The organism is Paenibacillus sp. Y660 (assembly GCF_057221575.1).
On the sequence record NZ_JBXBBJ010000014.1, the window covers coordinates 19,759 to 33,861 of the forward strand.

Sequence of the window (14,103 nt, forward strand, 5' to 3'; positions counted from 1 at the left end):
AGATGAGGTGGGAGCAATCACGGATTTGGACGAGTTTTCGACGAAGCATGATCAAATCATTCAATATATCCAAGGTCTCGAGGTGGGCTCGCGGATTTCCGTCCGCAAGATCGCACTTACGCTGGAAGTCAGCGAGGGTACAGCTTACCGGGCTATCAAGGATGCGGAAAATCGCGGAATCGTTAGCACGAACGGGCGTGCGGGCACGACCAGAATCGAGAAGAAACAGAGTCAGAGACAGAGCATCGATAAATTAACGTTCGAAGAGATCACGAGACTTGTCGATGGAACTGTGCTTGGCGGGGCGGCTGGCTTGCATAAGGAATTAAATAAATTCGTGATCGGCGCCATGCAGCTGGAAGCGATGATCCGCTATATCGAACAAGGTAATTTGCTAATCGTCGGCAACCGAAACAAAGCGCACTCCAGCGCCTTGACGCTAGGGGCCGGGGTGCTTATTACCGGTGGTTTCGATACGACAGCCGAAGTTAAAGAGCTTGCAGATCAGCTTGAATTGCCTGTCATAAGCTGCACTTATGATACCTTTACGGTCGCTAATTTGATTAACCGTGCGATTTATGAGCGAATGATCAAGAAGCAAATTATTCTTGTTGGAGATATTCTTCGCAAGGACGTAAAAGTTGTATTCATGAGCGGCAGCGATAGCGTTGAAAAATTAGTGAAAAAAATCGAAGAAACGAAACATAACCGTTTTCCCGTTGTGGACGACAAGCATAAACCGATCGGCATGATTACGAACAAGGACGTCATCGGGGCTCCCGGTGGTCAGAAGCTGGCCGAGTTGATGACGAGCAATCCCATTACAGTTACGGTCAATACGTCCATCGCTTCGGTAAGCCATACTATGGTATGGGAAGGAATAGAGCTCATTCCGGTCATCGACGAGATTGGGAAGCTAATCGGTGTCATCAGCCGGAAAGATGTGCTTAAAGCGATGCAATATGTTCAGATGCAGCCGCAATATGGTGAAACCTTCGAGGATCAAATATGGTCAGTCTTCGAAGAATCGAGAACTGACAATGGCGATTTGCGCTTCCGTGGCAGGGTTACCGCCCAAATGATCAACCAAGTCGGATACATATCGGAAGGAATGATGGGCAGCTTAGTTACGCAGTCTGTCAACCGAACCATGAAAGAGCATCGAAAAGGGGATTTGCTCATCGACAGCACCTCTACTTATTACCTTGCGACTGTCGAGATTGACAGCATTGTGGAAATCATACCTACCGTCATCGAGCTTACCCGCAGGTTTTGTAAAATCGAAGTCGGTATGTTCACCGGATCAAAGATGGTTGTAAAATCAATCGTTACGGCACGCTGGCTTGGCCAATAATGGCGTTTAAGAAGGACTTTCAGTTCAAGCTGAAGGTCTTTTTTTATGTTCACTCATAATGATTAAAAATTCTATAATTGTAATAAACTTGATAATAAATAGATATAGTTGGAATTGAAAGAAAAATATCCAATTTTAATAAAGGTAAAAATATACATTGTTATAGTAATAAACAATAATCAGTAGAAAAGAGCGCTTACATCGTAGTTATGTGACATTATATTTAGTTTGTATAGAAAGTATGATTTGCATAGAAACATATTTTTTTCAAAGAAAGGGGATTCCTAATGACGAGAAGGAAAAAGAAAGTATTAAGTTTGGTCTTGTTTTTCTCGATGTTGTTAACAACTTTTTCCACAGCTATTGGACCTGCTTTATCCGTTCATGCTGAAGAAGCACCCGTTCAAAAAAACATTGTTTCATTTGCTGTAGCTGATCAAATTGGCAATTCTATTATTGATGTGAGCGCACATACTGTACATTTTAAAATGCCTTTTGGCACTGACTTGACAACGCTTACACCTACAATCGCGGTTTCATCTGGCGCAACGATTTCCCCTGCCTCAGGCGAGGCTAAAGATTTTACATCACCTGTTACCTACACGGTAACGAGCGACAGTGAACCGGACAGCCCTCAGATCTGGACTGTAACGGGTTCGCTAGCCGAAAAAAGGATTACGCTTGATTCCTCAAATGCGCTTCTAAAAAGCAATTTTGACTGGGCAATCGGTCAAGCGCTTGAGTTTGTCCAAACGGGCAAGAGCGGACCGGTCAACGTGAACAAAACGGGTGGTCAACCAGGTCCGTTTTCCTATATCCCATCTTATTGGGCGGGATATAAACATCGCACTGCGTTCTATAGCAGAGACTTTGTCCATCAAGCGCCAGGAGGACATATGCTGGGGCTTGACAATGAAAACTTCAGCATGTTCAAAACCTTTGCTAAAGGGGCAACGGCAGCTAGAAAATGGTACACCCTTTGGGCGTATAACTTTGACGGCTCCAACTATACGATTGACTACAAAAGCGACACGAACTTTGTACGCGAGGTACCGATCCAATTCGAGTTGGTAGAGAAGGCATATAAGCAATACTTGTGGACAGGAAATGACGCATACATCAATGATCCTGACATGTGGAATTTCTACACGAAGGTCTTAACGGATTATATTACGCTGCATGATACGAACGGCAATGGCGTTGCTGAGGGCACAGGCGGCGGGATATTTGCTGGTGCAGCAAGCTATAACGAGAGAAGTGGAGAACCGATTATCGAAGCGGGCGATGCGATCGGATCACAGTATCAAGCATTGCTGGCTTATGCGAACATGCTGAAGGCAAAAGGCTTGAATGCCGAATCAACGGCAGCCTTCGCTAGAGCGCAGGACCTTAAAAATTATTTCAACAATGAGTGGAGCGTTAAGAACGGCGACAAAACAGGCAACTATGTCAGAGCATTGAATGCTGACAAAGTAACGAGATATACCGATTTCGGCAAAGAGAACAGCTGGTTTATGCCAATGAAGCTCATTACCGAGCCAGGTCAAAGAAACAGCAATTACCTCGATTATATTTCGAGCCAAATCGGCAACGGTTTGATCTATGCAACACCGACTACGAAGGCGACACTGGATAAACCTAATTCTCCTGCGAACGTCGAGGCATATAGCTATTTGCCAGATACTTTCTATCCGTATAACCGGGTAAACGAAGGTTGGAAATGGTTGAAATTCCTTATGGAAACAAGACCGAACAGACATGAGCAATTTGCTTCAGGTACGCTGACAAACGGCGAGTATCCGGAAATTTCGTATACCCTAATCGGCAACATTGTTGAAGGGTTGATGGGCATTGAGCCTAATGCGCCGCAGCATTCGGTTGTAACCGCGCCAAGGCTTGCGAGCGAAGTTCCCGATGTCAAAGTAGATTTCCTGCAAATGGGACAAAATGATATTAGCGTATCTCATACTGGTAACACCAAAACAGAATTTAAAAATAGATCCGGTTCACAACCGCTTACGTGGGAAGCGCGTTTCTATGGCAACTATCCTACGATTAACGTGAATGGAACTGATCAACCCGCACTTCATAAAACAGTGAACGGCGAAAAGGTAAGCTACATCACGACATCGGTTGCGGTTGGTGCAACTTCTCTAGCAGAGGTCAGCACATCTGGTGCAGCAGAAAAGGCAGAAGCGCCTGTCAGCGACAAGCCATCAGGCATGTTCGATAAAACGATTAAAGTAGCGTTGTCAACTTCAACTCCAGATGCAAAAATCTATTACACATTGGACGGGAAAACGCCAACAAGAAACTCAAATCTTTATACTGGCCCGTTCGTCATTCAAAAAACAGCTACTATGAAGCTGTTTACCGCCAGTGAAAATCTGTTGGACAGCGACGTCGCTTCTTATGAGTATACGATTAACGCACCAATTGTGGATAAACCGACTCCGAATAAAGAGCCGGGCACGCACAGCAATTTTTTATCGATTGAATTAAGCACGGCTACAGCTGGTGCGGACATTTATTACACGGTTGACGGCACGACGCCGACTAGAAACAGCAGCAAATATGTAAATCCTATCGCAATTACAAAAACAACGACCGTAAAAGCGATTGCGTACAAGGATGAGTGGGTAGATAGTGACGTAGTGACCTTAGCGTATGCAATAGTGTTGCCAAAGGCGAATACACCAACAGCTAACAAGGCAGCGGGACGCTACGATCAGGCGATCCAGGTTTCTCTTGATTCTGGAACAGAAGGCGCCTCGATCTATTACACAACAAACGGCGATACGCCGACGAAAGACAGTACGCTTTATACAGGACCAATTAACATTGCTCAATCGACAACGATAAAGGCTATTGCTGTGAAGGAAATGTACTCGAACAGCGATGTCGCATCCTTTGCTTATCGCATCGTCACAGGTCCTTTGCCAGAACCGGCAAGCGCACCTGCCTATCTTTCCGACTTGAACTGGGTAAGTGCAACGACCGGCTGGGCGGGGCATCCACCGCTGAAGGATCATGGCATTAACAGCGCTACAACGCCGATTAAGGTCAATGGCGTAACTTATGCAAAAGGGATCGGAGTCAATGCAACTTCAATTATTAAATATAACATTGGCGGCGGATACGGTATTTTTAAAGCTGTAATCGGTATTGACGACGTCCAAAATAAGAAGGGCACAGCTACCACCCTTTGGTTTGAAGTGTTGGGGGATGGATTCTCTCTTTATAAGAGCCCGACAATGAACACGGTGAACGGTCCAGCGGCAGGCATTCCAATTGAATTGGACATCGTAGGTGTAAACGAGCTTACACTTATTGTCAACGATGCAGGCACACCTACAAATAACCCTTCGAACAGCGATCACGGTGACTGGGCTGATGCTCGAATCATCCCGCGTGTTGTTCCGGTAACAGGTGTGACGGTTAGCGAGACAGCTCTCAGCCTAACGACGGGAGATAAGTCAACGCTGGCTGCGACAGTCGCACCTGCGAATGCGTCGAATGCTGGCATAGAGTGGAGCACTAGCGACTCGGCTGTTGCAACAGTAAGCAGTGCGGGAGAAGTCTCCGCTGAAGCACCTGGTACAGCAACCATAACAGTTACAACGCTGGATGGCGGCTTCAAGGCAACGACAGCTATCACGGTAAAAGCACCTCATGTAGCGGTAACGGGTGTGAACGTAAGCAAGACAGAACTCAGCTTAACGAAGGGCGAAAAGTCTCAGCTGCAAGCAGAAATCCTACCTGCGAATGCGACGAATCATGACGTAGAATGGAGCAGCAGCAGTTCTGCAGTTGCAACGGTAAGCAGCGAAGGAGAAGTTACCGCAATAGCTCCGGGCAAGGCGACCATAACGGTGACAACGAAAGAAGGCGGGTTCAAGGCAACGACGACTGTTACGGTACATGCTAGACAAGTAACAACAGTAGATTTAAATGGAAACATCATGGTGCATATAGATACTGATGCAGCCGGCAAAGCTAGTGTAGTTTTAAGTGCTGATGATATGAATACTGCTGCGGCAAAAACGACGAATAAATTAATCAATATCACGATTAAACCAGATGCAGGCACCAAGGAGGTCGCAGTCCTCGCCCCTGTCGCGGGTCTGAAGCAGAATACAGGCTTGGTTATAAATACGGGTTCAGCGAATACGTTTATTCCTTCCGACATGCTGGTCAATAAAAATGGTACGGATGCAGCTGTTCTAGAGCTTTCTGTGAAGCAGGTTGACAAAGACATGCTGCCGCCTGCGACACAAGCTATAATCGGACAAAACACAGCATTGGATTTTAATCTCGTACTAGATGGCAATGCAGTAAGTGATTTTGGAGGCAGAAGCTTAGAAATTAATCTGCCTTACACCTTGAAAATAGGTGAAGATCCAAATAAAATTGTCGTTTATTTTATCAATAACGAAGGCAAGCTGGAAATCGTAAAGAATAGCAGTTACAATTCATCAACAAGCAATGTCCATTTTTCAGTCAAGCAACTCGGCAAATATGCAATTGTACCAGTTAATTAAACAGTGTTGCAGTTGTACGTTAGGTTTCTCTATCTAAGGCAGTAGAAAAAAAAGGCATTCAAGAAAGACTTTCAATTCGGAAATCGAATTGAGAGTCTTTTTTTGATTAAGGCTGCCATCGTAATCTTAAGTAGAACAAGCGCTCCTGTTTATTTTTCTAAAAAAAGGGCATTCTAATAAAATGGGGAACAAGTGTTCCGTTTCATTGGGAGGTGCTGACGATATGTTGGAGATTATTGAGGATATTGAAGCGAAGATCAAAGTGCTTCAATCACAAATTGAAAACAGAAAAAGCTGTGAGAGGTTTAATTTCAGTCCTGAATCAGATAATCAATACAAGCTGCTAGTATTAATGATCGAGCTGGAAAAGTGGGAAGCTTCGTTAAAGCTGCTGCTTCATTATCAAAATAAAAGAGGATTCCCTGTTAAAAGGAAAAGCAAAGATTTTGAAAAAATGATACAGCTTCAAATTAGAGATATGCCTGGTTCAATCAGGAGAGAGACATGCTCTTTAATGATTGAATATATGAAGCAGCTGGAATGGAAAATTGAAAATAGCGATGGGTTTCTGTTGGACGATGTTGGAAATTGAGAATATAAGTTCAACAGCTTTATCAAATTTAAGCACATAGACATGTAGGTACTTTCCACTCGTTTAGGATATAATTGGGAAATGAGTTCATGTACTAATTACATTCATAAAGATAGAGAGGGCAGGTGCCGGCATGAAATTTAATGAATATCGTTATGAGCGTCCTGATGTTAAGGAGTTGGAGCAAAAGATCAGAGTGCTGCTGGAATCGTTTAATGCAGCTGACAGCTATGAGAAGCAGGATGAGGTTATGGCTGCATTTAATAAGCTTCGAAGCGAATTTGATACGCAGCAGCAAATTGCGAGCATACGCCACTCCATTGATACGAACGATGAGTTTTATAAAGCGGAGCAGGACTTTTTTGACGAGAACGGGCCGATCGTACAGGAATACTTAACTGATTATTACCACTCGCTCGTGCATTCAAAGTTCAGGACTCAATTGGAAAATAAGTGGGGTCGCCAGCTTTTTCAGCTGGCAGAGCTGGCGCTTAAGATTTTTAGCCCAGAGGTTATTGAGGACCTGCAGCGGGAAAACAAGCTGACGACGGAATACGACAAGCTGATTGCATCGGCAAAAATTATGTTCGAGGGCGAGGAGCGGACGCTTTCACAGCTCGCGCCATTCCAGCAGTCAACGGATCGCGATATGCGAAGACGCGCTACGGAAGCGTCATCGGGCTTCATGGCCGAGAACGAGGAAACGTTTGACCGCATCTATGATGATCTAGTTAAGGTGCGGACAAAGATTGCAAGGAAGCTTGGCTTCAGCAACTACGTCGAGCTTGGCTATGCAAGAATGTCACGAACCGACTACACGGCCGAGATGGTAGCGAATTTCCGGAAACAAGTGCTGGAGGGAATTGTGCCGATCGCATCGAAGCTGAGGGAGCGCCAGCAAGCAAGAATCGGTGTGGATCAGCTATTGTACTACGACGAGAATTTCAGCTTTAAATCAGGAAATGCGACGCCTAAGGGAGATCCGGAATGGATCGTGAGCAATGGCGCGAAGATGTATGAACAATTATCTCCGGAGACGGATGAATTTTTCCGCTTCATGCAGGATAACGATCTGATGGATCTCGTCAGCAAGAAGGGCAAGCAAAGCGGAGGATACTGTACCTATATTAGCGAATACAAAGCTCCATATATTTTTTCCAACTTTAATGGGACATCAGGCGACATCGACGTTCTAACCCATGAAGCGGGCCATGCTTTCCAGGTATATGAGAGCAGGAATTTTGAGGTTCCGGAATACAGTTTTCCTACTTATGAGGCTTGTGAGATTCATTCCATGAGCATGGAGTTTTTCACTTGGCCGTGGATGAACCTCTTCTTCGAGGAGGATGCGGATAAATACCGCTTTGACCATTTAGCAAGCGGCTTGATTTTCCTTCCATACGGCGTCACGGTGGATGAATTCCAGCATTATATTTATGAGAACCCGGATGCGACACCAGCCGAGCGTAAAGAGGCATGGCGGGAAATTGAGCGCAAATATTTGCCTCACCGCAATTATGCGGATAATCAATATCTGGAGCAAGGCGGCTTCTGGCATAAGCAGGGGCATATCTTCCGCACGCCATTTTATTATATTGATTACACGCTGGCTCAGATCTGTGCCTTTCAGTTCTGGAAACAGATGCATGAGGATCGTACTGCGGCATGGGCAGATTATGTGAAGCTTTGCTGCCTTGGCGGAAGTTTGTCCTTTACGGAGCTGGTGAGAGTAGCTGGGCTGAAATCTCCGTTCGAGGACGGCTGCGTTTCCTCGGTCATCGGCAGCATCGAGAGCTGGCTGGACAGTGTTGACGATATGGCTCTTTAAAATAAGGGAATAAAGCATGCGGAAAGGCACAATTTGATGCCGATTTTCATACCGTTTACATGTAAAAGCAGCCATTTCGGCTGCTTTTTTTAATGAAATCAAACAAAAGGAAAACGATATTTAACTCGAAAAAAAGGGAATATCGGCTATGATAGAAATCTCTTAAGCAGTAATTTCAAAATGAACCTTTTAATTGAAAAAAATATAACGAAAAGGGGGATAAGGAAGCTCGTATTAAATCAATCGAAGCGGAGGTTATTTATTGTGAGTTATCGTAAAACGTTGACTAAATGTAAGTCTGCATTTATCGTCGTTGTTTCTTTTGCTGTCGTATTTGGAGGTGTTTTCACAGACACCATTCTAGGAGATACGGAAGTACACGCATCAGACAGCAAGTATAACAACGAGAAAGTAACGGGTGTATTGGGCTGGCACGCGACCCCGTACAGCAGAAACTTTACCGAACCGCTCATGAAAGCAAATACCGACTGGATCGCTGATCAGTTTAAGCAGTACGGCTATGAATATATATGCTTGGACGGATGGGTTGGAGATGCGACCACCCGCAACGAGAATGGTTACCTTACGACTTACAACAACTGGGAGCATGGCTGGAAATATTGGGCGGATTACGTGCATTCCAAAGGGCTGAAGCTGGGAATCTATTATAATCCTTCGTGGCTTCATCAGGATTTTGTCCAAGATGACAGCTTGAAGGTTGTTGGCACGAATATTCCATTGCAAAATATCGTAATTAAAGATGCGAAATATATGCATCAAACCAGGTATATGGTAAATCCGGAAGCAGAGGGCTCTAAGGAATACGTACAGGGGATGATTAAATATTTTATAAGTCAAGGCGTGGATCTGCTTAAGATTGACTTTTTGAGATATTATGAGAACGCTTACGGACACGCTGCGGTAAAGCAATTATATGCATGGATTCGTGAAGCGGCTGGCGACGAGCTTATTTTATATTATGCCAACACCAACAACGTCAATCATGCCGAGGATGAAATGACGACGGCGAATCTGCTGAGAGCGAGCGAGGATTGGAGGACGGATGCGGCAAGTCCAGGCTTATGGTACCACACCAGCAATCGAAGCAAGGGCGTAACGAAAACGGATACTTGGCCGCCAGCCTACAATCTGTTTGATGGGTTTATTTCTTTCTCCGATTTGTCTGGACGAGGGAAAGTTGCTATTGACGGAGATTACACCGTTCTTAGCACGGGCGGCAATGCGAGCACCGACGCAGAGAAGAAAACAAGAATCAGTTTGCTTGCGATGGCGGGCAGCAGCATAAATATTGGCGATAAATATAATGAAATCGGAAAAAATGGATACTACTACACGAATTGGGAAATTCTAGATTTGAATAAGCGCGGATTTTACGCACAGCCATTATCTACGGACAATACAAATCCACTTAGCCAAATATGGAAAGGCAAGCTGCCTGACGGCACTTGGGTTGTCGCATTATTTAACCGTGAGGATACCCCACAGACAAGAGCTATCGATTTTAATGCTGATTTGGGCTTAACGGGCGAATATCTAGTGAGCGACATGTGGTCTCACGCTAAGCTAGGCACGATGTCATCCTATAGTGAGAGCATCGCGCCCCGCAGTACCCGGCTATTGAAAATATCAAAGCTAATCATGGAGCCATATGGAGCTCATTTCTCAGGTACGCAGACGGTTGCCCTGTCAACGTATGATCCGCAAGCGGAAATCCGTTACACGACAGACGGCAGTGAGCCTACCGCTAGCTCCGCTCTCTATAACGGACCTTTTTCTGTTGACCAAACGACGACAGTTCGTGCCAAAATGATAAGCGGCGACGGCCAAGGCTATGATGCAGAAGCTCTGTTTGTCAAAACAAGCACAGACCCGATTGAAGATGTTGCTGCATTACTATCGACGCTCGCGGCGCCAGCGCTGGGCGACACAAAGATTTTATTGCCTGAGCTTCCTGGCGGCTACAGCGTAACCATTTTGAGCTCAAGCGCTGAGCATGTGATCAGCAAGGATGGCGCGATCACCCCGCCTGCAACGGATCAAACGGTAAGTCTCATACTTCAAATCAAGAGGGATTCCGATGGCGTCACCAAAGAGAGTTCACCCATTCAAGTGAAGGTGCCAGGCACTAACAGCGGTCCTGTTGATCCAGAGCCTATTGAAAGCATCATTTATGCAGCTTCGACACTTCCATTTGCGGTTAATGAAGGCGGCCCGTCCACGGGCAAAGCATCAGGCGGCAACTCAGGCTCAGGGCAATATTTTCAGACTACATCTTCCCCGGCTGTAAACGATTGGGTAGAACTAACGTTGGATGTGAAGGAGGCTGGCAAATATAAGGTTGAATTCAGTTACAAAACGAATAAAAATAGAGGGATTTCCCAGCTATATGTTGATGGCGTACCACAGGGCCCGCCAGTAGATCAGTATAAGGCTACGCAGGAGTTCCCGGTTGCAAATCTTGGCGGGATCAACCTCACAGCGGCGGGCAATCATAAATTCAGATTCGTAGTAACGGGCAGAAATGCCGAAAGCACAGCTAATAATCTCACTTTCGATTATATTAAGCTAACCAAATTGAAAGCGGATGGAGATCTTGATCTTCATGCGATTGTGAGCGGAATTACTTCGATCCCTGCTCCAGCGAAGGATGCTGCGAAGCTGACGCTGCCAACCGTACCGGACGGCTATACGATCTCAATTCAACAATCGTTGAATTCGTCAGTCATTCATTCAAATGGAACGATCACTCCTCCAGATACGGATACGACTGTTCATCTCGTGTTGGAAGTGACCAGAATCTCGGATGGCTTGTCGGCTGCAACGAATGAAATACCTGTTCTAGTACCAGCCAAGTCATCTGGCGTTGTAAAAAGCGCTAACACAGATATTCAATTGAAGGGCCCGCATCCTTATCTGGCAGCCGTAGATTTATCGAAGCATACGCTTTCTGTACTAAACGGCGCAAAGGCAGCGGATATTTTGGGTCATTTCGAATCGACCGATGGCTCTGTCCAGTCTTTAGTCGTTATGAGCACAGGCGGCAGCCGAGAGCCTAAAAAACCGGTTCAGAAAAAACCTGGCGCATCGCTTGCTTCCGGGGATAAAGTTATCGTCACAGCGGAAGACGGTTTGACATCCCAAAGCTATACGATTGCAGCTGCCATTCCTAAAAAGACGGATTTGCCTTACCAAGTGGAGGTAATTGCTGAAGATCTTCATATTCCATGGGCGTTTGACATGGCGCCGGATAAAACGCTCTATTTTACGGAACGAAATGGCAAAGTACGATTAATGCGCAATGACGTTTTGGCAGCACAGCCTGTTATTGATCTATCAGCTCATTTATTCCTTAAAGGAGAAAGCGGATTGCTCGGAATCGTGCTTGATCCAAATTTTGAAACGAATCGATACATGTATGTCTACCAGTCTTATATTAAATCGGACACAATTGCGGCTAACCGTGTATTGCGCTTGATCGTATCTGCAGATGGCAATACGGCTGCGATTGACAAAACGCTGCTGGACAATATTCCAGCTACGGCAGCTACCGGAAACGGCAATCATAGCGGCGGACGAATGAAGATAGGTCCTGACGGTTATTTGTATGTGACTACGGGTGAAACCTATGTTTCCTCCAAAGCGCAGGACTTGAATGATTTAGGCGGCAAAATTTTGCGACTGAAGCTGGATGGAAGCGTGCCAGCGGGTAATCCGTTTGTTGGTCTTCCAACCGCTGATTCATACGTCTACAGCTATGGACATCGAAATCCGCAAGGACTGGCTTGGCAGCCTGGAACGGATGCGTTGTTCAGCTCCGAGCATGGCGATGCAGGTCATGAAGAAATTAATCGAATTGTGCCAGGGGGCAATTATGGTTGGCCGATTATAGAAGGAGATTTGGAAATGGTTGTGGATGAAGTAACGCTCAGTACCCCGATTTTCCATACCGGCACCGACCGATTAGCACCTTCTGGCATTGCGTTTATCAAGCATGGACCGTGGTCAGGCAAACTGATGGTCACGAATTTAAGAGGATCGCAATTGATGCTGATGTCCTTTGAAGATGGAAGAATAATTACAGAGGCGTATTTCAATAAAGAGTATGGACGGATTAGAGATGTGTTCGAGGATGCAGAGGGCAACATTTATATTTCATCAAGCAACCATTCGACGCCGAATAAAGATCGCGTTGTGAAGCTTACGCCTACCGTTGCTGCACAGACAGCGGAGGAAATTGCAGCGACGATTATAACGATTGCTGCACCTGCGAAAGACGCTGCACGTATAACGCTGCCGCAAGTACCGGATGGATATTCGGTGTCGATAAAGACTTCGAGCGAACCAGCTGTTGTTAAGACAGACGGTACGATTGTGCCGCCTAGCAATCAAACAGCTTTGACACTCATACTCGAAGTGACTAGAACGTCCGACGGAACGAAAGCGATTACTGGTCCAATAGAAGTCATTGTGCCAGCCAAGAGCAATCAAGGCTCAGACAACTCGAACAACTCAGGAAATAACAACGGGTCAACGAATACCGGCAGCGAAAACAAAGCATCGTACACCGTCAAATTGCAGGAGCTGAACAAGCCGGCAGTAGACGGCAAGGTTGCCATTAAGGCAGCGAATGATGTGAAACAAATCGTATTGCCTTTCAACGCTGGCGACTTGCTTGCCACCCATGCGCTCGCTATTTCGAATGACAACCTATCCATTGAGATACAGGCAGAAGTGTTGAAGCAGCTGCAAACGCTCGCTTCAGCGACTGACATGAAGGATGGCACTATCGTACTAGATTTCAATCCGCTAACGGCGACGGAGGCAGACCGAATTATAGCAGCAGGAGAATCGTCAAGCCAAGCTCAGCTTAAGCTTTCCAGCGAAGTATATGAGCTCAGCTTGGCAGTCGTGGCAAAGGACGGAAAGTCCTCTCATTTAGCTCAATTCAATCAACCGATAACGATTCGATTGAAAGTAGACAGCTCTTTGAACCAGAGCCTGGCAGGCATATATTACCTCGCCGACAACGGTACGCTTGAATATATCGGAGGGCAATACATGGACGGAGAGATGGTCGCTGCTGTTTCGCATTTCAGCAAATATGCCGTGCTGGAGTTTAAGAAGACATTTGCAGATTTGCCATCGACGCACTGGGCATTGCAGCCGATTCAAGAGCTGACGGCCAAGCACATTGTGAAAGGAACGAGCGCAACGGCCTTTGAACCAGATCGTGCCATTACCCGTGCGGAGTTTACGGCACTGCTCGTGAATGCGTTAAAGCTATCGTCATCGGGGGAAATCAAGTTCGCGGATGTAAAAGCAAATGATTGGTATGCGGAGGCAATAGCGATTGCGGTGAAAGCCGGAATCGTATCGGGCAAGAGCGAATCTCTCTTTCATCCGATGGATAACATTACCCGTGAAGAAATGGTCACGATGTTAATCAGAGCTTATGAAGTGATGAGCGGCAAGAAGATTGACACTTATATGGAATCGAAGTTTAGCGATGCAAGCGAGGTTTCATCGTGGGCAGTAAATTACGTGAACGCAGCGGGAGAATTAGGCTTGGTCAAAGGACGCCGTGCAGGGGAGTTCATGCCAAAAGGAATAACTACGCGCGCGGAAGCGGCACAGATCATCTATAATTTGCTCAAGAAGTAATGATGTTTTTAAGGAGCTGTCTCAAAAGGTTATCGACCTTTAAAGACAGCCTTTTTTATCTGAGAGCAGCCTTCAAACGGGCGGCAGGGCGCTCCGCCAGCGGAAA

At 45.9% G+C, this 14,103-nt stretch carries 5 protein-coding genes; all 5 read left to right on the forward strand.

What is annotated here, in order from left to right:
- Positions 1–7 precede the first annotated feature (7 nt).
- A complete protein-coding gene (locus tag AC2TDN_RS16385) occupies positions 8–1,354 on the forward strand; it encodes a DRTGG domain-containing protein (protein ID WP_484688959.1) in 1,347 nt (448 codons plus the stop codon).
- 287 nt (positions 1,355–1,641) lie between these two features.
- The gene (locus tag AC2TDN_RS16390; RefSeq protein ID WP_484688961.1) at positions 1,642–5,895 is read left to right on the forward strand and encodes a chitobiase/beta-hexosaminidase C-terminal domain-containing protein; all 4,254 of its coding nucleotides are present in this window, start codon (positions 1,642–1,644) and stop codon (positions 5,893–5,895) included.
- Between the two features lie 205 nt (positions 5,896–6,100).
- A complete protein-coding gene (locus AC2TDN_RS16395) occupies positions 6,101–6,487 on the forward strand; it encodes a hypothetical protein (RefSeq protein ID WP_484688963.1) in 387 nt (128 codons plus the stop codon).
- Positions 6,488–6,620: 133 nt separating this feature from the next.
- Positions 6,621–8,315 (forward strand): M3 family oligoendopeptidase, encoded by a 1,695-nt coding sequence (locus tag AC2TDN_RS16400; RefSeq protein ID WP_482068366.1) that lies wholly within the window; start codon positions 6,621–6,623, stop codon positions 8,313–8,315.
- A gap of 264 nt (positions 8,316–8,579) precedes the next feature.
- Positions 8,580–13,997: a PQQ-dependent sugar dehydrogenase gene (locus AC2TDN_RS16405; protein ID WP_484688968.1), complete on the forward strand. Its 5,418-nt coding sequence runs from the start codon at positions 8,580–8,582 to the stop codon at positions 13,995–13,997.
- Positions 13,998–14,103: the final 106 nt, after the last annotated feature.